This is a genomic window from Pseudomonas sp. HMSC08G10, assembly GCF_001808425.1.
Lineage (GTDB): Bacteria > Pseudomonadota > Gammaproteobacteria > Pseudomonadales > Pseudomonadaceae > Aquipseudomonas > Aquipseudomonas guariconensis.
Genome location: NZ_KV793302.1, coordinates 47,432 through 70,514, shown reverse-complemented (window position 1 = coordinate 70,514; position 23,083 = coordinate 47,432). Strand labels below are relative to the sequence as shown.

Sequence of the window (23,083 nt, the reverse complement as noted above, 5' to 3'; positions counted from 1 at the left end):
TCCACCAGGCCCAGTAGAACACGGTCCAGCCGGCCAGCCAGTTGTCCATCTGCTCGCCACCGCTGGCGCTGGTGCGCGCCATCATTTCCGGGAGCATCTTGATGTACACGCCGATCGAGGTCGGCAGCAGGTTGAGCATCAGCAGCGTCGGGCCGACCATGAAGGTGAACAGCGCCAGCACCAACGCCAGCACCATATTGGTGTTGGACAGCCACTGGATGCCCTTGCCGATACCGGACACCGCCGAGGCGACGAAGGCCACGGTCAGCAGGGTGATGATCGAGATGTAGAAGATTTTGCCGGGATGCTCGATCCAGCCGTTGTACTCCAGGCCGCCGGCGATCTGCAGGGCGCCCAGGCCCAGGGAGGCGGCGGAGCCGAACAAGGTGGCGAAGATCGCCATCATGTCGATCACGCGGCCGATGGGGCCGTTGGCATGGCGGCCGATCAGTGGTCGGAACGCCGTGGAAATCAGCTGCGAGCGCCCGCGCCGGAAGGTGCCGTAGGCGATCACCAGGCCGACGATGGCGTACATGGCCCAGGGGTGCAGCGTCCAGTGGAACAGGGTGGTGGCCATGGCCACCTGCATCGCCTCGCTGGTTTGTCCGACGGCGGTTCCTGGAGGCGGGGAGACGTAATGCGACAGTGGCTCAGCCACGCCGAAGAACATCAGACCGATGCCCATGCCGGCGCTGAACATCATCGCTACCCAGGACACGGTGCGAAACTCCGGCGCCTCGCCATCGCGCCCCAACGGGACTTTTCCATAGCGGCTTGCGGCCAGCCACAGTACGAAGACCACGAACAAGGTCGAGGTGAGAACGAAGAACCAACCGAAATTGACGATGACCCACGACTGGGCGGTGGAGGCGCTTTTGGCCAGGCTCGCTTGGCTGACGAAGCCCCAGATGACGAATGCGACTGCGAGGATGCTGGTGATGCCGAAGACAATCCAGTCGATCTTGCCTTCGAGGTGACGATCCTTCTTGGCTTCTTCGGTCTGCGAAGGATCTGTCACGCCAAGGGCGAGTGTTTCAACGTTCTCTTCCTTTGCCATGTGTCGTAATGCCCCTTTTGTGGGTGCCTGGCCGCTGCAGGTTTGTTGTTGTTGTGCTTGCCGCTACGCGACGACGTGCGACCCGGTCAGGCCGAGCCGCCAAGCGGCGATTATCCTGCCGGCCAAAGGGGGCTTCCTATTCCCAGACCGTCCTGGCACGTCCTTGTTACGACGCCATGGCGGGCTGTCGATTTGGCCGTTGGCCAGAAGATGAGCCGGAACACCTAGTGAAATCTTCGCAGGGCTATCCTTTTCAGCGACGTCAAGATCACGACCAAAGGAGGTCAGGTATGCACCTGTTCACAGGCGGTTGCCTTTGCGGCCAGGTCCGCTTCGAGGCTTCGGGGCAGCCCTATAGAGTGGGGCTTTGTCATTGCCTCGATTGTCGAAAACACCATGGGGCACTGTTTCACGCGTCGGCGATTTTCCCCGAAGAGGCGGTGAAGGTCGAAGGCCGGACGGGTGACTATGCCGGACGGTTTTTCTGCCCGCGCTGCGGTTCGTCGGTGTTTTCGCGAAGCGGGGATGAGGTGGAGGTCCACCTCGGAGCGCTGGATGCGCCAGATCAGTTCACGCCAACTTACGAAAGTTGGACCGTTCGGCGTGAAGCGTGGTTGCCGGCGTTCCCGTTCGCCCGACATTACACGGGCGATCGGGAAGGGACGGGGCGTACCGAGGGCTGATTTCGACCCGACAGTCTCGCTTGCAAAGCCATCGCCTTTCGCCCGCGCTAGCCGCTCAGAGCCAGTAGGTCACCGCCCACCAGCCCAGCCCGCCCATGACCACGGTATAGGGCAATGCCATCCATACCATCCGCCCGTACGACAACCGCACCAGCGGTGCGATCGCCGAGGTCAGCAGGAACAGGAATGCCGCCTGCCCATTGGGTGTGGCCACGCTGGGCAGGTTGGTGCCGGTGTTGATCGCCACCGCCAGGGTCTCGAAATGCTCACGGCTCATGGCGCCGTTGAGAAACGCCTGCTTGACCTCGGTGATGTAGATCGTGGCGACGAACACGTTGTCGCTGATTGCCGACAGCAAACCATTGGCCAGGTACAGCATGCCCGGCTGCTGGTCGGCCGGCAGGGCCAGCACCCAAGAGATCAACGGGCTGAACAACTGCTGCTGATGGATCACCGCGACCACCGCGAAGAACACCACCAGCAGTGCGGTGAACGGCATGGCGTCCTGGAATGCACGGCCCAGACGGTGTTCGTCGGTGATGCCGGTGAAGGCGGTGATCAGCACGATCACCAGTAGGCCGATCAGGCCGACCTCGGCAACGTGCAGGCCTAGGCAGACAATCAGGATCAATGCGGCGATCCCCTGTACCAGCAAAGCGACGCGCTGGGCCGAGGTCCGCGCGGCATCGTCTTCGGCCGCATAGTTGGCCAGCACCTGGCGCACGCGCTCGGGCATCAGCGTGCCGTAACCGAACAACCGCAGCTTCTCCAGCAACACGCACGTCACAAGGCCAGCCGCCAGCACTGGCATCGACACCGGCGCCACCTTGTAGAAGAAGTCGGCGAAATGCCAGCCCATCTCATGGCCGATCAGCAGGTTCTGCGGCTCGCCCACCAAGGTGCACACCCCGCCCAGGGCCGTGCCCACCGCGCCATGCATCAACAGGCTGCGCAAAAAGGCGCGGAACTGGTCCAGGTCTTCACGGTGCAGTTGCGTCACCTGGTGGTCGCTGTCGAGCTCGGACTCCTCGCGCGGGTTGGCGCCGGAGGCGACGCGGTGATAGACCGCATAGAAACCCACTGCGGCGCTGATGATCACCGCCGTGACGGTCAAGGCATCGAGAAACGCCGACAGGAATGCCGACAGCACGCAGAACAGCAGCGCCAGGATGGCCTTCGAGCGCACGCCCAGCAGGATCTTGGAGAACAGGAACAGCAGCAGTTCCTTCATGAAGTGAATGCCGGCGACCATGAACATCAGCAGCAGGATCACCGGAAAATTGTGCTGCAGCTCTTCATACAGGGCCTGGGGCGTGGTCATCTCCAGCAGCAGCGCCTCGATCAGCAGCAAGCCGCCGGGCATCAACGGGTAGCACTTGAGCGCCATGCCCAGGGTGAAGATGAACTCGATCACCAGCACCCAGCCGGTGACCACCGGGCCGAAGGTTGTCAGCAGCACAGGGTTGAGCACGAGGAACAGGCAGATGACGGCCTTGTACCAGAGCGGCGACTGGCCCAGGAAGTTGTGGGCGAGAGCGCCGGTCAGGGAGCGGGACATGAATTTGTATCCTTTTGATTCAGCAGTCGCGCAAGGTGCCCGATGCGGGCGTCAGGTGCAAGGCGTTCAGTCCCGCTTTTGGCACAAGCACGGCCTTGAGGGTGCGTTATAGTCCGGCGCGTGAACCTTTTACCTACAGGAGTACCGCCCGTGACCGAGTACCGCGCATTCAAGGTTGAATTGACCGACAACATTGCCCATGTGCAGATCAACCGTCCGGAAAAGCTCAATGCCATGAACGGCGACTTCTGGAAGGAAATCATCGACATCTTCCAATGGATCGACGACACCGACGCGGTGCGCGTGGTGGTGCTGAGCGCCGCGGGCCAGCACTTCAGTGCAGGTATCGACCTGGCCTTGCTGGCTCAGCTGGCCGGGCAAATGGGCAAGGACGTGGGCCGCAATGCGCGTCTGCTTCGGCGCACCATCCTGGGCCTGCAGGCCTCGTTCAATGCCGTGGACAACTGCCGCAAACCGGTGCTGGCAGCGATCCAGGGCTACTGTCTGGGCGGTGCGATCGATCTGGTCTCGGCTTGTGACATGCGCTACTGCAGTGCCGATGCGCAGTTCTCGATCAAGGAAATCGACATGGGCATGGCCGCCGATGTCGGGACCTTGCAACGTTTGCCGCGTATCATCGGCGACGGTGTGATGCGCGAAATGGCCTACACCGGACGTCATGTCGCGGCGCACGAGGCCCAGCGCATCGGCCTGGTCAATCAGGTGTTCGACGACCAGGCCGCACTGCGGGAAGGAGTCTTTGCCTTGGCAGCGCAAATCGCGCAAAAATCGCCGATTGCGGTGAGCGGCACCAAAGAGATGCTCAATTACATGCGCGACCATCGCATCGACGATGGCCTGGAGTACATCGCCACCTGGAACGCCGCCATGTTGCAGTCTGAAGACCTGCGGGTCGCCATGGCGGCGCACATGAGCAAACAGAAACCGACCTTCGCCGACTGACCGGGGCGGGGGACGCGCTTTTAAGGATCCCGAAATGTCAGCACGTTGGACTACCGCAGTACTCGACCCGCAGATCACCGGCGGCCTGGCCGTCGCCCGTGGCCCGGAAGGGTTCCTGATGGATGACAACGGCGCGCTGTTCCCCCGCGATTGGCTCAAGGAGCAAGACCTGGACGTGCTCTGCGAGCATGGCATCGGCCACCTGGACGGCCAGCCGGTGTTCCTGCTCGAGCTGCGTGGCAGTGCCGAAGTGTCCGGCTGCAGCTGGCGCGGCCTGCGCCAGTTCATGCTCGAAGGCGACATGCTGACCTACACCCTCTTGGGGTATGCCGCGCAGATCGGCACCTGGGCGCGCGAGCATCGCTTCTGCGGCAGTTGCGGCCAGCCGATGACCCAGATCCGCTGGGAGCGGGCGATGTACTGCCAGCCGTGCGACCTGCGCAGCTACCCGCGCATCTCGCCGAGCATGATCGTGCTGATCACCCGGGGGGATGAAGTGCTGCTGGCGCGCTCGCCGCGTTTCGTCACGGGCGTCTATAGCACCCTGGCCGGCTTTGCCGAGCCGGGCGAATCGGCCGAGGACTGCCTGGTGCGGGAGGTGCGCGAGGAAGTGGCGGTGGAGGTAAAGAACATCCAGTACGTGGGCAGCCAGTGCTGGCCGTTCCCGCACTCGATGATGCTGGGCTTCCATGCCGAGTACGCGGGCGGCGAGATCGTCATGCAACCGGACGAGATCGAGGACGCCCAGTGGTTCAATGTGCACGATCTGCCGCCGCTGCCTGCCGGGCGTTCCATCGCCCGTTACCTGATCGACCTCTACGTGGCGCGTCGCCTGGGGCTACCCGACCCAGTGCTGCCACACTAGGCGCACAGTCAACGCCAGCACCACGGCGATGAACACCGGGCGGATGAACTTGCTGCCGCCGCTGATCGCCGTGCGTGCGCCGAAGAAGGCGCCGACCATCACCGACAGGCCCATGCACAGGCCGACGATGTAATCCACCTGCCCGGAAATGATGAACACCGTCAGTGCCGCGATGTTGCTGACGAAGTTCATGCTGCGCGCCACGCCGCTGGCACGCACCAGGTCGATGGGGTAGAGCAGCAGGGTACTGACCGTCCAGAACGCTCCGGTGCCGGGGCCGGCCACGCCGTCATAGAAGCCCAGGCCAAAGCCCTGGGGGAACTGCCACTTCTTCTTGATCGGCGCGTCAGCATCCAACGGTGCCTTGGGCGTCCCGCCGAACAACAGGTAGACGCCACAGGCGAAGACGATTACCGGCAGCATCTTGTTCAGCCAATCGGCCGGCATGTAGTGGGCGGCCAGCGCCCCCAGCAGCGCGCCGACCAAGGTACCGACCAACGCCCGGCGCCACTGCGCGGGGTGGAACAGCTTGCGTCGGTAGTAGGTGAAGCTGGCGGTGGCCGAGCCGAAGGTGGAGCTGAGTTTGTTGGTGCCCAGCACCAGATGGGGCGGCATGCCGGCGGTGAGCAAGGCCGGGGTGGTGAGCAGCCCCCCGCCGCCAGCGATGGCGTCGATGAAACCGGCCACGAAGGCGACCAGGGCGAGGATGAGCAGGGTGAGCGGTTCTACGGTGAGTTCGAAAGGCATGGGGCTTTTACAGACAGGGCGGCGAGTGCGGCAAAAGGCCGCGCTAGAGGCGGTACAGGGTAGTCCTCGGGGACGGGGAATACCAGTCATGTCATGGAGTAGATAAAGCCCTTGGGATCTGGGAGCGCCTCCTTGCGGCTACGCCGGCTCCCGCAGATCCCTGTTGCCTGTTCCGGTCAGACGTAGTCGCGCAATCGGTACCAGGCCTTCGCCGCCGCCTCCAGGGGCGCGGCCATCAGCTCACCACCAGGGAAGCGGCCATTGTCGATGCCTTGGTACAGTCCCAGCAGGTCTTCGTCGCCGAGGATCGCATCGCTCACCGCCCGGGCCGCGGCCAGGGTCGGCAGCACGCCATGCCCCGAGAAGCCCTGCAGCCAGTAGCGTTGGCCCAGTCGGCCGATATCCGGGGTGCGCTGGATGCTGCAATCCAGATGACCGCCCCAGGCGTAGTCCAGGCTCACCCCGGCGAGCTGCGGGAACACACGCTCCAGGTAGGGGCGCGTAGCGCTGGCGACGTCCTTGGGGATGCCTCCGAGGTAGGTGCAACCGCCGCCGAACAGCAGGCGATGGTCAGGTGTGAGGCGGAAGTAGTCGGGGACGAACTGGTTGTCGATCACGCAACTGTTGCGTGGCAGCAACGACCGGGCCATGGCCGGATCCAGGGGCGCGGTGGCCACCTGGTAGGAGCCGACCGGCAGCAGACGGCGCGACAGGTCGCGGTCGAGGCGATCGATGTAGGCGTTGCAGGCCAACACCAGCACCTGGCTGCGGACTTCGCCCAGGCCTGTTCGGGCGACGAAGCCGCTCGGGCTTTCGTGGTAGTCGAGCACCTGGCTTTGCTCGAAGATCTGTCCGCCCGCGGCTTCGATGGCGGCGGCCAGGCCCTGGGCCAGCTTGAGGGGGTTGAGGTGGGCACCGCTGGGGTCGTACAGGGCAGCCTGGTAGCGGGGGCTGTCGATCCAGTCGGGCAGCTCGTCACGGCCGATCAGGCGCAGGCAGTCGTAGCCCCATTTCCGTTCGGCTTCGTGCTTGGCTTCTTCGAGTATTTTCACGCGGCGAGGCATCACTGCCGTCCACAGGCTGCCGACCCGGTAGTCCACGTCGAAGCCGTGGCGTTCCGGCAGCTCGCGCATCTCTTCGGCGGCCCAGCGCATGCTGTCCCAGAGGCGCCGGGCGCGTTCGACGCCCAAGGCCTTTTCCAGCGGCGGCATGTCACAGGACCAGCCCAGCAACGCCTGGCCACCGTTGCGCCCGGAAGCGGCCCAGGCCACCCGGCTGGCCTCCAGCACGACCACGCGCTTGCCGGCCAGGGCCAAGCGCAGTGCCGTGTGCAGGCCGCTGAAGCCGGCGCCGATGATCAACACGTCGGTGTCCAATGCGCCTTGCAGGGCAGGGCGCAGCGGGATCGTGGTGGGGTAGGTCTGGGCGTAGTAGCTGGCAACGTGCTGCGCGGACTGCTTGAACATGCGGGCCTCGTGAAATTTGTTGTTATTAATTTCATGAAAAAGTAACAGAAAAAATTCACGACGCCAGCCCCTTCATGGGTAAAGGCTTAACGGGAGTCTGAAAATGCCCTATATGATTCGGCTCTGATTACCTCGACCCGCGGAAAGACCTCCATGCGCCGTCTGCCTTCCCTGACTGCCCTGCGCACGTTCGAATGCGCCGCCCGCCATGGCCACTTTGGCCGTGCTGCCGCCGAGCTGTGCGTGACCGACAGCGCGGTCAGCCACCAGATTCGCCAACTGGAGGATCAGCTTGGCGTGGCCCTGTTCGAACGGGCGGGGCGCCAGGTGCGTCCGACCACCGAGGCCGAGCGCCTGCTGCACCATTTGCAACAGGCTTTCGAGCTGATCGGCAAGGCCTGTGACGAGCTGCGCGACCCTGCCTCCCAGGCCGTGCTGCGGGTCGCGGTCACGGCGGAGCTGGCGCAGAAATGGTTGGTCGCACGGCTTGCCGACTTCAGCAGCCGTTATCCGCACATCACCTTGCACCTGCACGAACAGCCCATCAACGCGGGGGCTCCGGCTTTGGATATCGACATCGCCATCACCTACGGCACCAGTGCGCTGGATGCCAGCACCCACTTCGTACGCCCGTTGCCGCTGTTGCAGTTCTTCCCCGTGTGCAGCCCGGGCCTGTTCAACCAAGGCGGGCTCAAGCGCCCACGGGACTTGGTACGCCATTGTCTGCTGCACGATGATCAGGACGGACGCACCTGGACCACCTGGCTGGCCACGCACGCCGAGGACGCTTTGCCCACCCGCCAGCTGTACTTCCCCCATGCGGCGCTGGCCCTGGAGGCGGCGGTACTGGGGCAGGGGGTGGCGATGGGCGACAACCTGACCTGCCAGGCCGACCTGCAAAGTGGCCGCCTGGTGCGCCCGTTCAGCGCCAGCGTGACCGCTCAGGGCCAGTACGCGCTGGTGTGTGAGCGCCTGCGCCTGGAGCGGGGCGCGGTGGCCGAATTCATCGACTGGTTCACCGAACAGATCACCGAACCTTGAATTGAATTCAGCTATTGGCAAGTTTTCATCGTTGGAAGCCTGAGCCCGCGCGGCGTAGCGTGCAGTCATCACTCACCGATGACGAGGTTGACCCATGGCACGTTCGCTCACCACCACCCCCAAGGCCGATGGTTTCCGCCTGCCTGGCGAATTCGAGCGCAAGACGCGCTGCTGGCTCGGCTGGCCGGAGCGTCCGGATGTGTGGCGCAACGGCGGCAAGCCTGCGCAGAAGGTCTGGGTCGACATCGTCACTGCCATCGCCTCCAGCGAACCGGTGACCGTGTGCGCCTCCGCCGCCCAATACGCCAATGCCAGGCGCCTGCTGCCAGCTCATGTGCGGGTGGTGGAGATGACCTGCAACGACACCTGGTTCCGCGACAGTGGCGCCTGCTTCGTGGTCAATGACGGTACCGGCGAAGTGCGCGGTGTGGATTTCGAGTTCAATGCCTACGGCGGTTTGGACGGCGGCCTCTACTATCCTTGGGACAAAGACGATCAGATCGCCCAGAAGATGCTCGAAATCGAGGGCCTGGACCGCTACCGCGCACCCCTGATCGCCGAGCTGGGTGGCATTCAGAGCGATGGCCAGGGCAGCCTGCTGACCACCGAACAGTGCCTGCTCAACCGCAACCGTAACGCCCACCTGGGCAAGGACGAAGTCACCCGCAGGCTCGAGGATTACCTGGGCGCCGAGCAGGTGATCTGGCTGCCGCGTGGCTGCAAGTTCGACGAGACCGATGGCCACGTCGACGACCTGGCCTGCTTCGTGCGCCCAGGCGAGGTGGTGTTGCAGTGGACCGATGATCGCAACGATCCGCAGTGGGAGATCTACCAAGAGGCTTATGACATTTTGCGCAGCACCCGTGACAGCCGTGGCCGCGAGCTGAAGGTACACAAGCTGCCACAGCCCCAGGTGCTGGAATGGACCGCCGAGGAAGCGGCCGGGCTGGACCAGGTCGACGGCACCCACCTGCGCCAGGCCGGCACCCGGATCTGCGCCTCCTACATCAATTATTACGCCGGCAACTCGGCCATCGTCGTGCCGCTGTTCGGTGATCGCAATGACAGCGTGGCGCAGGCCACCTTGGCCGAGCTGTTCCCTGATCATCGCATCATCGGTATCGAGAACTCGCGGGAGATCCTGCTCGGTGGCGGCAACGTCGCCTGCATCACCATGCCGCAATACGCCGCTGGAGGTCGCTGATGAAACTCGCCCCGCTGGTCTTGGCGGTCGCCCTGGGTTGCGCAGCGTCGGCGGCCCAGGCAGCCGACGCACAACAGCCGACCGTCAATCTTTACATCTGGGGCGAATACCTCGCCCCGGACACCTTGGCCAACTTCCAGAAGCAGACCGGCATCCGCGTGGTGGCCGACCACTTCGACTCCCTGGAAACCGCCGAGACCAAGTTGCTCACCGGTGGCAGTGGCTACGACGTGGTGCTCAGCGCCGGCCAGCACCTGAGCCGGGCGATTGCCAGCGGTGCCCTGCAGCCGCTGGACAAGAGCAAGTTGCCGCACTTGGCGGGCATCGGCGAGGAGTTTCGCCAGCACATGGCGGTGTTCGACCCGGGCAACCGCTATGCCGGCACCTACGCCTGGGGCACCACGGGCGTGGGCTATCAAGAGCAGGCGGTGGCGGCGCGGCTCGAGGATGCGCCGCGCGACAGCTGGGCGATGCTGCTCGATCCGCAGGTTGTGGCGAAGTTCGCCGATTGTGGGGTGAGTTTCCTCAACGACCCTAACGAGGTGTTCGCCGCGACGATGCGCTACTTGGGGCTGGACATCAACCAGCAGCGCCTGGAGGACCTCAAGACCGCCGAGGCGCACCTGCGCAAGGTGCGTCCGCATATCCGCTATTTCGACAACGACCGCAATATCAACGACCTGGCCAACGGCGAGACCTGCGTGGCAATGTCGTGGAACGGCAACGTGGCCATCGCCCAAGCCCAGGCCGAGCAGGCGGGAAAACCGTTCACGCTGGATTACAGCATTCCCAAGGAAGGCACGTTGATCTGGCTGGATGCGCTGGTGGTGCCTAAGGATGCGCCGCATCCGGAGGCGGCGTGGAAATTGATGGACTACCTGATGCGGCCGGAGGTGATCGCGCCAATCACCGACACCATTCACTATGCCAACGCGATCACGGCGGCCGACGCTCTGGTGGACCCGAAGATCCGCAATGCGCCTGGGACCTATCCACCAGCCGACGTGAGGGCGCGGTTGTACAGCAAGAACGACAATGCCAAAGCCTTCAACCGGGAGCTGACCCGGGCGTTCAGCCGGCTCAAGAGCGGGACCTGACAGAGGGACGTTTGCCTGTGCCTGCCCTTTCGCGGGTAAACCCATTCTCAAGGTTCTTCGGTGCTTTCAATAGCACTGCTGTACCTGTGGGAGCGGGTTTACCCGCGAAAAGGCCGGCACAGGCGACGCATCAACGGGACGCCTTGCGCCGTGGTTGCCTCGGCTTGCCAGCCGTGGTTTTGGCGCTGTCGCCAGCAGTCTTGCCTTTTCCGCCGCTGCGCCGCTTTTTCTTCCAAGGCGCCCCCTTGCCCCCCGCCGGCACCGGCGGCCCGCTGATGGTCAGGCGCATGCCGCTGCAGCGCTGCACCAGCTTGCCCATCCAGGCCGATTGTCGGGCGACGAACTCTTCCAGGCTCATCTCGCCGCTCTGCACCATGTCCAGCGCCTGCTCCCAGATGGCGGTGGTACCCGGGTCGGCGATGGCGCGGGGTACGGCGTCGATCAGGCTGAAGGCAGCCGGTGTGGCGGACAGGGCCTTGCCGTTCTTGACCAGGTATCCGCGGTCGAGCAGGCCCTGGATGATGCTGGCCCGGGTGGCCTCGGTGCCGATACCGGTGGTTTCCTTGAGCTTCTGCTTGAGCAGTGGGTCGTCCACCAGCTTGGCGACGTTCTTCATTGCCTTGATCAGATCGCCTTCGGTGAAGGGTTTGGGCGGTTGGGTCCACAGGTCCTTGAGTTGCAGGTCATGCACGGCGCAGGCCTGGCCTTGGTTCAAGGTTGGCAACACCTGAGGCGGTGGCGCTTCGCGGCCTTTGGCCGGGGTCAGCGCCTCAGGCAGGGCACGGCGCCAACCGGGCTCGACGATCTGCTTGCCTACCGCGCGCAGGGCGTGGCCGGCGCAGTCGAATTCGGCCTGGGTGCGATCGAACTCGTGATTGGGCAGGAACTGCGCCAGATAGCGGGCGCGGATCAAGGTGTAGACGGCCTTGTGCTTGGGTGGCAGGCGCGAAGGGTCGCTGGCGGCGGCGGTGGGGATGATGCCGTGGTGGGCGCTGACCTTGGCATCGTTCCAGGCCCGCGAGCGGCGCTGGGGCTCCAGGTGCGCTTGCAAAGGCGCAAGGCTCGCATCGGCGCGTTGCAGGGCAGCCAGGATCATCGGCGCCTCGCCGTGCTGGCTGAGCGGCAGGTAGCCGCAGTCGCTACGCGGGTAGGTGATCAACTTATGGGTTTCGTACAGGGCTTGGGCGATATCCAGGGTCTCCTGGGCGCCGAGGCCGAGCTTCTTCGAGCAGACTTCCTGCAGGGTGCCCAGGTCGAACGGCAGGGGCGCCGCTTCGCGCACGCGTTCGGTGGCCACCTTGGTCACCTGGGCGCTGCCGGCGGCCTGCATGTCAACGGCGGCCTGCTGGGCCAGTGCCGGGTTCAGGCAGCGGCCCTGGTCGTCACAGGCATCTTCGGGCGCTCGCCATTGGGCGGTGAAGACGCTGCCGCTGCTCTGGAGTTGCACTTCGATGGCCCAATAGGGTACCGGCACGAAGTCAGCGATGCTGCGGTCGCGGTCGACCACCAGGCGCAGGGTCGGCGTCTGTACCCGGCCCACCGGCAGCACGCCCTGGTAGCCGGATTGGCGGCCCAGCAGTGTGAACAGGCGGCTCATGTTCATGCCGATCAACCAGTCGGCGCGGGAACGGCCGAGGGCCGAATGGTAGAGGCTGAAAGTCTCCTCCCCTGGCAGCAGGCGGGCCAGGGCCTTGCGGATCGAGGCGTCGTCCAGGGCCGAGAGCCACAGGCGTTGGATCGGGCCGCGGTAGCGACAATGCTCCACCAGCTCGCGGGCGATCATCTCGCCTTCACGGTCGGCGTCGGTGGCGATCACCAGTTCCCGGGCTTCACCGAGCAGGCGCTTGACGGCCTTGAACTGGCTGGCGGTCTTGGGCTTGACCAGCATCTTCCATTTTTCCGGAATGATCGGCAGGTCCGCGAGGTTCCAGCGCTTGTAGCGCTCGTCGTAGCTGTCGGGCGGGGCGGTTTCGAGCAGATGGCCGATGCACCAGGTCACGCAGACGTCGGTGCCTTGCCAGCAACCATCGGCCTTGCGGGTGGCGCCGAGGACTTTGGCGATGTCCTTGGCCTGGGAGGGTTTTTCGCAGAGGAACAGGCGCATGGCCGGGAACGCTTCATCGCAAATGAGGGCGCTAGGATGCGCAAGCCAGGGCGCGGAAGCAAGCTTTGTCTGGATGGATATACAGCTTTTTGTCAGGGCGCGTTTCAGCGTCCTCCTTGACTGTTCGCGGGTAAACCCGCTTCCACAGGTGCTTCGCTGAGCCCTGTGGGAGCGGGGTTACCCGCGAATAGGTCCGTCGAATCAGACCGACTTGCGGGTCAGGCCGGTTCGCGGGAGTCGCGCACCATGTCCACATGCGGGATGCCGGCCTCGAGGAATTCCTCGCTGACCACGCGGAATCCCAGGCGCTCGTAAAATGGCGTGGCGTGTACCTGGGCGCTGAGCATCTGCTGCTTGAGGTCACGGTTCTGCGCTTCGACGATCACTGCGCGCACCAGGGTGTCGCCGACCTTCAGCCCGCGCCAGTCCTTCAGCACCGAGATCCGCCCGATGGTGCCATCGGGCAGCAGGCGTGCGGTGCCGATCGGGTAGTCGCCTTCCAGGGCCAGGAAGTGCAGGGCGTCCTGGTCTTCGGCGTCGAACTCCAGCTCTGGTGGAATGTGCTGCTCGGCGACGAACACCGCCTCGCGGATGCGGCGGATATCGGCGTTGTCTTTATGCCAGTCGGCGAGGCGAACGCTGATCTTATTCATTGGCAAATCCCAGGCTTCCTTGTTTGACCAGCTGGCACAGCAATGTCAGACCTTCTTCGTCTTCGAGCCACTGAGAAAGGTTTTCGATGTGCAGCGCGTCGGCGGCGCAGATCAGCTTGAGCAGCTCACGCAGATGGCCCGAGAGCAGGCGGCTCTGGCCACTGGCGAACAGCAGCAGGTTGTCGTCGACTTCCGACCAGGCCATGCGCGCGCTCGGGTTGCGGATCAGGATGGCGCCTTGCTCCAGGCTGTCGATCAGGTCTTCCTCGCTCAGCTCTTCACCGGACACCAGTTCCGGATAGCGCGGCTCGGTCATGAACTGGCCGAACCAGGTCAGCAGCAGGCGCTCGTCACCCATGTGCTCGGCCAGCAGGGCCTTGAGGCGGTCCAGGGCATCGTGCTGGATCTGGTGAGGATCTGCGGCAGGCTGGGCGTCAGCATCGCTGTAACGCTCCTCGTCCGGCAGGAACTGGCTGAGGAAATCGGTGAAGTGGGTCAGCACTTCAGCGGCGCTCGGGGCGCGGAAGCCCACCGAATAGGTCAGGCAGTCGTCTTCGGCCACGCCGTAGTGGGCCAGGCGCGGCGGCAGGTAGAGCATGTCGCCAGGCTCCAGGGTCCATTCGCTGCTCTGTTCGAATTCGGCGAGGATGCGCAGGTCGGTGTGTTCCAGCAACGGGCTGTCGCTGTCGCACATCTGGCCGACTTTCCAGTTTCGCTTGCCGTGGCCCTGGAGCAGGAACACGTCGTAATTGTCGAAGTGCGGGCCGACGCTGCCACCTGGCGCGGCGAAGCTGACCATCACGTCATCGATACGCCAGCTTGGCAGGAAGCGGAAATGCTCCAGCAGCTCGGCGACTTCCGGGACGAACTGATCCACTGCCTGGACCAACAGGGTCCAATCGCGCTCTGGCAGGGTGGCGAAAGTGTCTTCGGCGAAGGGGCCGCGGCGCAGCTCCCACGGGCGCTCGCCGTGCTCGAGCACCAGGCGAGACTCGACTTCCTCTTCCAAGGCAAGGCCGGCCAGTTCGTCAGGGTCGATCGGGCTTTCGAAGTCCGGGAAGGCCTGGCGCACCAGCAGGGGCTTCTTCTGCCAGTAGTCGCGAAGGAATTCACGGGCCGTCAAGCCGCCTAGCAGCTGCAGTGGAGTATCAGGATTCATGTTCAACCTATTGAAAAAACGTAATTTTCATCCGGGAATAAAAACGCCCGGCCAGGCCGGGCGTTGATCACGGGGCGCAGGTCAGATGCGTTTGGCCTGGGCCGCCGCGTTGCCGATGTAGGTAGCCGGAGTCAGCTGCTTGAGCTCGGCCTTGGCTTCAGCTGGCATGTCCAGCCCATCGATGAACGCCTGCAGCGCTTCGGGGCTGATGCCCTTGCCGCGCGTGAGCTCCTTGAGCTTCTCGTAGGGGTTCTCGATGTTGTAGCGGCGCATGACGGTCTGGATCGGCTCGGCCAGGACTTCCCAGCAGGCGTCCAGGTCCTCGGCGATGCGAGCGACGTTCACTTCCAGCTTGCCGATGCCCTTGAGGCTGGCCTCGTAGGCGATGACGCTGTGGGCGAAGCCCACGCCCAGGTTGCGCAGTACGGTGGAGTCAGTCAGGTCACGCTGCCAGCGGGAGATCGGCAGCTTGCTGGCCAGGTGCTGGAACAGGGCGTTGGCGATACCCAGGTTGCCTTCGGAGTTCTCGAAGTCGATCGGGTTGACCTTGTGTGGCATGGTCGAGGAGCCGATCTCGCCGGCGACGGTCTTCTGCTTGAAGTAGCCCAGGGAAATGTAGCCCCAGACGTCGCGGTCGAAGTCGATGAGGATGGTGTTGAAGCGGGCGATGGCGTCGAACAGCTCGGCAATGTAGTCGTGCGGCTCGATCTGGGTGGTGTAGGGGTTGAACTGCAAGCCCAGTTCGTCTTCGATGAAGGCGCGGGCGTTGGCTTCCCAGTCGATCTGCGAATAGGCCGACAGGTGGGCGTTGTAGTTGCCCACGGCGCCGTTGATCTTGCCCAGCAGCGGCACGGCGGCGACCTGGGCGATCTGGCGCTCCAGGCGGTAGACCACGTTGGCCAGCTCTTTGCCCAGAGTGGTCGGCGAAGCCGGCTGACCGTGGGTGCGCGACAGCATCGGCACGTCGGCGTGGGCGTGGGCCAGGGCGCGGATTGCCTGGGCGATCTGGCGCATCAGTGGCAGCAGCACTTCGTCACGGCCGGCGCGTAGCATCAGGGCGTGGGACAGGTTGTTGATGTCCTCGCTGGTGCAGGCGAAATGGATGAATTCGCTGACCTTGGCCAGTTCCGGCAGGGTCGCGGCCTGCTCCTTGAGCAGGTATTCGATGGCCTTGACGTCGTGGTTGGTGGTGCGCTCGATTTCCTTGACGCGCTCGGCGTGCTCGAGTTTGAAATCGGTGGCCAGGGTGTCCAGCAGGGCATTGGCTTCGGCGGAGAACGCCGGCACTTCGCCGATCTGCGGGTGGGCGGCCAGACGCTGAAGCCAGCGCACCTCGACCAAGGCGCGGAAACGGATCAGGCCGTACTCGCTGAAGATGGGGCGCAAGGCCTGGGTTTTGCCGGCGTAGCGGCCGTCTACAGGGGAAACCGCAGTGAGCGAGGAGAGCTGCATGGGGTGTTCTCGGACAGTCAGGCTTTTGGAAGGGCGCATATCATACATGAAAAAGGTAGGCGGCGAGCTTCTAGCTGCAAGCAGCACGTAAAAGCCGACGTGCTGCTTCTGCTGGATGCATGCAGCTTACCCTCGCATCATGTCGTACAGTTCGTTGAGCAATTTGCGACGGCTGAACACCAGCTGCCAGCGGTGCCCACCCAGCTGACGCCACAGACGCGCAGCGCGGATGCCGGAGAGCAGCAGGGCGCGGATCTTCGAGGCATTGCCAGCCTGTTGAAGGAAGCGCATGTCGCCATGCACCTGGATGCGCTGGCGCAAGGTGCTCAGGGTGTCCTGGTACAGGGCTCCGCTGGATGCGATGACATTATCGTGAACCAGGCCGAAATGATCGGCCTGGGCCTGGATCTGGGGCAGGCGCTTGCCGATGGTCTCGAGCATGTCGTCCCGTTTGGCCAGCTGGCGCTCCAGGCCGAGCATTGACAGGGCATAGCGCAGCGGTTCGCGCTGAAGGCTGCTGGGGTCGCGCTCCAGGGCGCCGACCAGGGCGCGGTAGCCGTCGCGCAGGTTCAGGTCATCGCCGCCGAACACCTCCAGGGTGTCCTTGGGGTCACGCACCAACAGGCTACCCAGCATGCAGCCGATATTGGCCTCGCTGGCCTGGCCGGTCCGGGCGATGCGGTCAACCAGCACTGCGGCCTGGAACACGCCGCCCAGGGCGACCAACTGCTCCTGGAGAGTATTCATTGGCGAGGGCTCCAAGGCTCGGCGGTCTCGATCACGCCGCCGCCCAGGCATACCTCGCCGTCATAGAACACCACCGACTGCCCCGGGGTGACAGCGCGTTGCGGCTCGTCGAAGACCGCGCGATAGCCATGCTCGGTGCGCTCCAGGGTGCATTGCTGGTCGCTCTGGCGGTAGCGCACCTTGGCGGTCAGCCTGCGCGGGCTGCTCAGGTCGATCGGGTTGACCCAGAAGATCTCCGAGGCGAGCAGGGCGCGGGAGAACAGCCAAGGGTGTTCGTTGCCTTGACCGACCACCAGTACGTTGCGGGTCAGGTCTTTGTGCAGCACGTACCACGGCTCGTCGCCGGCGTCCTTCAGGCCGCCGATGCCCAGGCCCTGGCGCTGGCCGATGGTGTGGTACATCAGGCCGTGGTGACGCCCGATGACTTCTCCGTCGGTGGTCTCGATGTCGCCCGGCTGGGCGGGTAGGTACTGCTTGAGGAAATCGCTGAAGCGGCGTTCACCGATGAAGCAGATACCGGTGGAATCTTTCTTCTTGGCCGTGGCCAGGCCGTGCTTCTCGGCAATGGCACGTACTTCGGGCTTTTCCAGCTCGCCGACCGGGAACAGGGTGCGGGCGATCTCCTTGCCGCCGACAGCATGCAGGAAATAGCTCTGGTCTTTGTTCGGGTCCAGCCCCTTGAGCAGTTCGGTGAGCTCGCCGGTGTCGCGGCGGCGCACATAGTGGCCGGTAGCGATCAGGTCGGCGCCCAGGGACAGGGCATAGTCGAGGAAGGCTTTGAACTTGATCTCGCGGTTGCACAGGATGTCCGGGTTCGGTGTACGTCCGGCCTTGTACTCCTCCAGGAAATGCTCGAACACGTTGTCCCAGTATTCGGCCGCGAAATTGGCGGTATGCAGCTTGATACCGATGCGATCGCACACGGCCTGGGCGTCGGCCAGGTCCTCGCGGGCGGTGCAGTATTCGGTGCCGTCGTCCTCTTCCCAGTTCTTCATGAACAGACCTTCCACCTGATAGCCCTGCTCCATGAGCAAAAGGGCGGAGACGGAAGAGTCCACGCCGCCGGACATGCCGACGATAACGCGGGTCTTGGCGGGGTCTTTGAGTGCTGGGCTGGTCATGGCTACCGGTGTGTATCTGGGGGAAAAATTCCGATTCTATCAGGCCAAGGGCCGGACGTCAGTCGCGTAGCAAGGCGAGGCTATGCAGTGGGCCGGCCAGGTAATCGTCGATACAGCGCGGTACCAGCTCGCTGCGCCAGCGTGTGGGGTCGGCCAGCAGTTGCTCGCGGGTCAGCCAGACGGCACGGACAATATCGCTGTCCAGGGGGCGGTCGGCGTGGTGATGCACAGGGCGCGCGGCGAAACAGATGCGCTGGTAGGTAACGCCATTGCTGGGGGCGGTATAGAGGTAGATGCCAACCACGCCAGTGAGTTCGACTTCCCAGGCGGTTTCCTCCAGGGTCTCGCGTAGGGCGGCCTGGGTCAGGGTCTCGTTGGGCTCAAGATGCCCGGCAGGTTGGTTGAAGACGTGTTGGCCGGCCTTGAACTCTTCGACGAAGAGGAACTTGCCCTCGTGTTCGACGATGGTGGCGACGGTGATGTGGGGTTGCCAGGACACGGTCGGTGCTCTCCCTAAGTGACAAGGTCCAAGCTGCAAGCCACCAGTCAAGATGCTATGCAGACTGCGCTTGCTTGTGGTTTGCAGCTTGAAACCTGCGGCTGAAAAAGCACAAACCCCGGTGCGTGGCCGGGGTTTGTGGTGTTACATCAGAACCTTACAGTGCGGCAATGGCGCTGTTGAGGGTCTGGCTTGGGCGCATGACCTTGGCAGTCAGCTCGGCATCCGGCGCGTAGTAACCACCGATGTCGGCCGGCTTGCCCTGGACGGCAGCCAGTTCGGCGACGATGGTCGCTTCGTTCTCGGCCAGGGTCTTGGCCAGCGGTGCGAAGCGCGCCTGCAAGGCGGCGTCGTCGGTCTGGGCAGCCAGAGCCTCGGCCCAGTACAGGGTCAGGTAGAAGTGGCTGCCGCGGTTGTCGATACCGCCGACTTTGCGCGATGGCGACTTGTTGGTGTCGAGGAACTTGCCGGTGGCCTGGTCCAGGGTGTTGGCCAGGACTTTGGCGCGCGGGTTGTCGTAGGTGTTGCCCAGGTGCTCCAGGGAAGCGGCCAGGGCCAGGAACTCACCCAGCGAATCCCAGCGCAGGAAGTTCTCTTCGACCAGCTGCTGCACGTGCTTCGGAGCCGAACCGCCGGCGCCGGTTTCGAACAGGCCACCGCCATTCATCAGCGGGACGATCGACAGCATCTTGGCGCTGGTGCCCAGCTCCATGATCGGGAACAGGTCGGTCAGGTAGTCGCGCAGGACGTTGCCGGTCACCGAGATGGTGTCCTTGCCTTCGCGGATGCGGGCCAGGGAGAACTTGATGGCATCGACCGGCGCCAGGATGCGGATGTCCAGGCCGCTGGTGTCGTGGTCCTTCAGGTATTTCTGGACCTTCTCGATCATCACGCCGTCGTGGGCGCGGGCAGGGTCCAGCCAGAACACCGCTGGGGTGTTGCTCAGGCGGGCGCGGTTGACGGCCAGCTTGACCCAGTCCTGGATCGGCGCGTCCTTGGTCTGGCACATACGGAAGATGTCACCGGCTTCGACGCTCTGTTCCAGCAGCACCTTGCCCTTGCCATCGACCACGCGCACGACGCCGTCGGCCTTGATCTGGAAGGTCTTGTCGTGGGAGCCGTACTCTTCGGCCTTCTGAGCCATCAGGCCGACGTTCGGTACGCTGCCCATGGTGGTCGGGTCGAAGGCGCCGTTGGCCTTGCAGTCCTCGATCACGGCCTGGTAGATGCCGGCGTAGCAACGGTCCGGGATGACGGCCTTGGCGTCCTGCAGTTCACCGGCGGTGTTCCACATCTTGCCCGAGTCGCGGATCATCGCAGGCATCGAGGCGTCGACGATGACGTCGCTCGGTACGTGCAGGTTGGTGATGCCCTTGTCGGAGTTGACCATGGCCAGGGCCGGGCGGACGGCGTACAGGGCCTGGATGTCGGCTTCGATCTCGGCCTGCTTGTCAGCTGGCAGGTCCTTGATGCGGGCGTACAGGTCGCCGATGCCGTTGTTGGCGTTGAAGCCGACTTCGGCGAGGGCTGCGGCGTGCTTGGCCAGCACGTCGTTGTAGAACTCTTCGACGATGACGCCGAACATGATTGGGTCGGAGACCTTCATCATGGTGGCTTTCAGGTGGACCGACAGCAGCACGCCGGAGGCCTTGGCATCGGCGATCTGCTCGGCGATGAAGACTTTGAGGGCCTTGCGGCTCATGACGGCGCAGTCGATGACTTCAGCGGCTTTGACGGCGGTCTTTTCTTTCAGGACAGTGGTAACGCCGTCTTTGCCGACCAGCTCGATGCGCAGGCTGTCATCGCCTTCGATCAGTGCGGCTTTTTCGCTGCCGTAGAAATCGCCTTGGGTCATGTGGGCGACGTGCGACTTGGAGTCGGCAGTCCAGGCGCCCATCTTGTGCGGATGCTTGCGGGCGTAGTTCTTGACCGACAGCGGAGCGCGGCGGTCGGAGTTGCCTTCGCGCAGAACCGGGTTCACGGCGCTGCCTTTGATGCGGTCGTAGCGGGCGCGGGATTCTTTTTCTTGCTCCGTGCTCGGCTCGTCAGCGTAGTCAGGGATGTTGAAGCCCTTGCCTTGCAGTTCCTTGATCGCGGCCTTGAGCTGCGGTACCGAGGCGCTGATGTTCGGCAGCTTGATGATGTTGGCTTCCGGAGTGGTGGCCAGCTGGCCCAGCTCCGCCAGGTGATCGCCTACGCGCTTCTCGGCGCCCAGTTGCTCCGGGAACGCCGCGAGGATACGGCCAGCCAGGGAGATGTCACGGGTTTCGACGGAGATGTCAGCCGAAGCGGTGAAGGCTTCGATGATCGGCAGCAGGGAATAGGTGGCGAGGGCGGGAGCTTCGTCGGTGAAGGTATAGATGATCTTGGAACGGGTGGGCATGCGGGTTAACTCTCTGTTTTGCTGAGCGTGCTCGAAGTCTCGAGATGCGCAGGGTAGGCGCTACGCCCTGGCAGCGCCATGGGCAATTGGTCGAGAGGCTTGCGAGCGGTGATGGTGGATGCATCAGTCGAGCGTCAAACGGCTGGGCGGCGGTAACAGCCCAGGCTTTTTGGCCATTCTTGGCCGAGGGCGAGCCGCGTTTTTCCAAGGGGTCGCCCCAATGACCCTACGGTCAGGGCCGGAGTATACCAAACCCTTCGGGCTAAGTGATATCGGACCGCCTATAAGACGAAAGGCGTAAGGGCAATGTGGCGCGATGCCGCAGCCCTCGGCGTCTGCGCGCTGCCAAACTGTGAGTGGGCTTGTCAGTGGTCGCTGCCGGTCAGCTTGCAACTTGCAGCGTGAAGCTTGCAGCTCAGGAAAGCTGGTTTAGGCTCATTGGATCGCAGGATGTCCAATCACACCTGGAAAAGCGGAGTAGTGCAGCATGGGATACCAGAAAATCAAGGTTCCAGCAGACGGCGCGAAGATCACCGTCAATGCAGACCATTCGCTCAATGTTCCCGACAATCCCATCATCCCGTACATCGAGGGCGACGGTATCGGTGTCGATGTTTCGCCGGTGATGATCAAGGTAGTGGATGCTGCCGTGCAGAAGGCCTACGGCGGCAAGCGCAAGATCGCCTGGATGGAGGTGTATGCCGGCGAGAAGGCCACGCAGGTCTACGACCAGGACACCTGGCTGCCCCAGGAAACCCTCGATGCCGTGCGCGATTACGTGGTGTCGATCAAAGGGCCGCTGACCACGCCGGTCGGTGGGGGTATCCGTTCCCTGAACGTGGCCTTGCGCCAGCAGTTGGATCTGTACGTGTGCCTGCGTCCGGTGCTGTGGTTCCAGGGCGTGCCGAGCCCGGTGAAAAAGCCTGGTGACGTCGACATGGTGATCTTCCGTGAGAACTCCGAGGACATCTATGCCGGCATCGAATGGAAGGCCGGCTCTGCCGAGGCCAACAAAGTGATCAAGTTCCTCAAAGAGGAAATGGGTGTCACCAAGATCCGCTTCGACGAGAACTGCGGCATCGGCGTCAAGCCGGTCTCCGAGCAGGGAACCAAGCGCCTGGTGCGCAAGGCGCTACAGTATGCCGTGGACAACGACCGCGAGTCGGTGACTCTGGTGCACAAGGGCAACATCATGAAGTTCACCGAAGGAGCCTTCAAGGATTGGGGCTACGAGGTGGCACGGGACGAATTCAAGGCCGAGCTGCTCGATGGCGGCCCGTGGATGAGCTTCAAGAACCCCAAGACCGGGCGCCAGATCGTGGTCAAAGATGCGATTGCCGACGCCATGCTCCAGCAGATCCTGCTGCGACCGGCCGAGTACGATGTGATCGCCACCCTGAATCTCAACGGCGACTACCTTTCCGACGCCCTGGCGGCCGAGGTCGGAGGCATCGGTATCGCCCCGGGCGCCAACCTGTCCGACACCGTCGCGATGTTCGAGGCGACCCATGGTACGGCGCCCAAGTATGCCGGGCAAGACAAGGTCAATCCGGGCTCGGTGATTCTGTCGGCCGAAATGATGCTGCGCCACATGGGCTGGACCGAGGCAGCCGACCTGATCATCAAGGGAACCAACGGCGCCATCGCGGCCAAGACCGTGACCTACGACTTCGAGCGCCTGATGGACGGCGCCAAGTTGGTCAGCAGCTCCGGCTTTGGTGATGAGATGATCAAGCACATGTGAGGGCAATGAAAACCGGCCAGCCCTTGCGGGGCTGGCCGGTTGCCGATGTGCCTGCAGAAGGTCAGGGGTGGATCAGGCCTGGACGATGCTCTCGACCGGCTGGACTTCGACTTTCGATGCCGTGGCGCCGGCGCCGCAGATGTTGACGGCGTGCAGCCCCTTGGGTCCCTGGACGATGTCGAAGGTCACGGACTGGCCAGCCTTGAGTGTCTTGTAGCCGTCCATCTGGATATGCGAATAGTGGGCGAACAGGTCTTCGCTCTTGCCCTCCTCGTTGACGAATCCATAGCCCTTGGCATTGTTGAACCACTTGACTTTACCGCTCGCCATCCTCATGTCCCTCTGCAAAGGACTCCATCACTGGAGTATCATCCACGTCATCCGCATACGAACCATGCGAAAAAATCTGGTTGACTGCGCGGATCTTTATCGACCACGGTGGGTTCTTATTGGTTGTAACACCGTTTTGCCGATAGTCAAGGTCAGACGGCCCCCGCGCCGGCAGCGGCCTACGCGGTCAAACCATCACCTTAACTTGTC

At 63.7% G+C, this 23,083-nt stretch carries 20 protein-coding genes; 7 read left to right on the top strand and 13 right to left on the bottom strand.

Going from position 1 to position 23,083, the window contains the following annotated elements:
* Positions 1-1,057 (bottom strand): BCCT family transporter (locus tag HMPREF3173_RS24910; protein ID WP_256544245.1); only part of this gene is annotated, 1,057 nt, incomplete at its 3' end.
* Between the two features lie 290 nt (positions 1,058-1,347).
* On the opposite strand from HMPREF3173_RS24910, the gene HMPREF3173_RS09380 reads away from it, so the two are divergent.
* Positions 1,348-1,740 carry a GFA family protein gene (locus HMPREF3173_RS09380; protein ID WP_070572581.1) on the top strand — a complete coding sequence of 131 codons (393 nt, stop codon included), beginning with the start codon at positions 1,348-1,350 and terminating at the stop codon, positions 1,738-1,740.
* 55 nt (positions 1,741-1,795) lie between these two features.
* Here HMPREF3173_RS09380 and nhaB read toward each other — a convergent pair whose 3' ends face one another.
* Complete coding sequence (nhaB, locus tag HMPREF3173_RS09375; protein ID WP_070572579.1) at positions 1,796-3,298, bottom strand: sodium/proton antiporter NhaB; 1,503 nt, start codon at positions 3,296-3,298, stop codon at positions 1,796-1,798.
* Between the two features lie 150 nt (positions 3,299-3,448).
* Between nhaB and HMPREF3173_RS09370 the strand changes: the two genes are divergently transcribed.
* Together HMPREF3173_RS09370 and nudC are read left to right on the top strand one after the other, a co-directional pair.
* The gene (locus tag HMPREF3173_RS09370; RefSeq protein ID WP_070572577.1) at positions 3,449-4,261 is read left to right on the top strand and encodes a crotonase/enoyl-CoA hydratase family protein; all 813 of its coding nucleotides are present in this window, start codon (positions 3,449-3,451) and stop codon (positions 4,259-4,261) included.
* 34 nt (positions 4,262-4,295) lie between these two features.
* Positions 4,296-5,126 (top strand): NAD(+) diphosphatase, encoded by an 831-nt coding sequence (gene nudC, locus HMPREF3173_RS09365; RefSeq protein WP_070572574.1) that lies wholly within the window; start codon positions 4,296-4,298, stop codon positions 5,124-5,126.
* Here nudC and HMPREF3173_RS09360 read toward each other — a convergent pair.
* Entirely contained in the window at positions 5,100-5,873 is a 774-nt protein-coding gene (locus tag HMPREF3173_RS09360; protein WP_043212203.1) for a TSUP family transporter, read from the bottom strand. The two genes, nudC and HMPREF3173_RS09360, sit on opposite strands and share 27 nt — an antisense overlap.
* 176 nt (positions 5,874-6,049) lie before the next feature.
* Entirely contained in the window at positions 6,050-7,339 is a 1,290-nt protein-coding gene (locus HMPREF3173_RS09355; protein WP_070572572.1) for an NAD(P)/FAD-dependent oxidoreductase, read from the bottom strand.
* A 153-nt stretch (positions 7,340-7,492) separates the two neighbouring features.
* Here HMPREF3173_RS09355 and HMPREF3173_RS09350 point away from each other — a divergent pair, with 153 nt between their 5' ends.
* The 3 genes from HMPREF3173_RS09350 (at position 7,493) to HMPREF3173_RS09340 (ending at position 10,681) form a co-directional block, all read left to right on the top strand.
* Complete coding sequence (locus HMPREF3173_RS09350) at positions 7,493-8,380, top strand: LysR substrate-binding domain-containing protein (protein ID WP_043212206.1); 888 nt, start codon at positions 7,493-7,495, stop codon at positions 8,378-8,380.
* A 94-nt stretch (positions 8,381-8,474) separates the two neighbouring features.
* Complete coding sequence (gene aguA / locus HMPREF3173_RS09345; protein WP_070092671.1) at positions 8,475-9,584, top strand: agmatine deiminase; 1,110 nt, start codon at positions 8,475-8,477, stop codon at positions 9,582-9,584.
* Positions 9,584-10,681 carry an extracellular solute-binding protein gene (locus HMPREF3173_RS09340; protein ID WP_070572569.1) on the top strand — a complete coding sequence of 366 codons (1,098 nt, stop codon included), beginning with the start codon at positions 9,584-9,586 and terminating at the stop codon, positions 10,679-10,681. The genes aguA and HMPREF3173_RS09340 overlap by 1 nt, the downstream gene beginning before the upstream one ends.
* A 130-nt stretch (positions 10,682-10,811) precedes the next feature.
* Here HMPREF3173_RS09340 and HMPREF3173_RS09335 read toward each other — a convergent pair whose 3' ends face one another.
* From HMPREF3173_RS09335 to HMPREF3173_RS09300, 8 genes are all read right to left on the bottom strand, one after another.
* Positions 10,812-12,785: a DNA topoisomerase III gene (locus HMPREF3173_RS09335; RefSeq protein WP_070572567.1), complete on the bottom strand. Its 1,974-nt coding sequence runs from the start codon at positions 12,783-12,785 to the stop codon at positions 10,812-10,814.
* Positions 12,786-13,003: 218 nt separating this feature from the next.
* Positions 13,004-13,438, bottom strand: coding sequence for a GNAT family N-acetyltransferase (locus tag HMPREF3173_RS09330; protein WP_043212214.1), 435 nt, complete (start codon positions 13,436-13,438; stop codon positions 13,004-13,006).
* Complete coding sequence (locus tag HMPREF3173_RS09325; protein ID WP_070572565.1) at positions 13,431-14,597, bottom strand: ribosomal protein uL16 3-hydroxylase; 1,167 nt, start codon at positions 14,595-14,597, stop codon at positions 13,431-13,433. The genes HMPREF3173_RS09330 and HMPREF3173_RS09325 overlap by 8 nt, the downstream gene beginning before the upstream one ends.
* An 81-nt stretch (positions 14,598-14,678) precedes the next feature.
* On the bottom strand, positions 14,679-16,049 hold the full coding sequence (gene purB, locus HMPREF3173_RS09320; protein ID WP_043212220.1) for an adenylosuccinate lyase: 1,371 nt from the start codon (positions 16,047-16,049) through the stop codon (positions 14,679-14,681).
* Between the two features lie 126 nt (positions 16,050-16,175).
* Positions 16,176-16,796 carry a high frequency lysogenization protein HflD gene (hflD, locus tag HMPREF3173_RS09315; protein WP_043212222.1) on the bottom strand — a complete coding sequence of 207 codons (621 nt, stop codon included), beginning with the start codon at positions 16,794-16,796 and terminating at the stop codon, positions 16,176-16,178.
* Positions 16,793-17,917 (bottom strand): tRNA 2-thiouridine(34) synthase MnmA, encoded by a 1,125-nt coding sequence (gene mnmA / locus HMPREF3173_RS09310; RefSeq protein ID WP_043212224.1) that lies wholly within the window; start codon positions 17,915-17,917, stop codon positions 16,793-16,795. Before mnmA ends, hflD begins: the two co-directional genes overlap by 4 nt.
* A 58-nt stretch (positions 17,918-17,975) precedes the next feature.
* Positions 17,976-18,416 carry an NUDIX hydrolase gene (locus HMPREF3173_RS09305; RefSeq protein ID WP_070572563.1) on the bottom strand — a complete coding sequence of 147 codons (441 nt, stop codon included), beginning with the start codon at positions 18,414-18,416 and terminating at the stop codon, positions 17,976-17,978.
* Between the two features lie 157 nt (positions 18,417-18,573).
* Positions 18,574-20,799, bottom strand: a complete 2,226-nt coding sequence (locus tag HMPREF3173_RS09300) for an NADP-dependent isocitrate dehydrogenase (RefSeq protein WP_070572561.1) — start codon at positions 20,797-20,799, stop codon at positions 18,574-18,576.
* A gap of 487 nt (positions 20,800-21,286) precedes the next feature.
* On the opposite strand from HMPREF3173_RS09300, the gene icd reads away from it, so the two are divergent.
* Positions 21,287-22,543, top strand: coding sequence for an NADP-dependent isocitrate dehydrogenase (icd, locus tag HMPREF3173_RS09295; RefSeq protein WP_070572558.1), 1,257 nt, complete (start codon positions 21,287-21,289; stop codon positions 22,541-22,543).
* 72 nt (positions 22,544-22,615) lie between these two features.
* Here icd and cspD read toward each other — a convergent pair whose 3' ends face one another.
* A complete protein-coding gene (gene cspD, locus HMPREF3173_RS09290) occupies positions 22,616-22,873 on the bottom strand; it encodes a cold shock domain-containing protein CspD (protein WP_043212231.1) in 258 nt (85 codons plus the stop codon).
* Between the last annotated feature and the right edge of the window lie 210 nt (positions 22,874-23,083).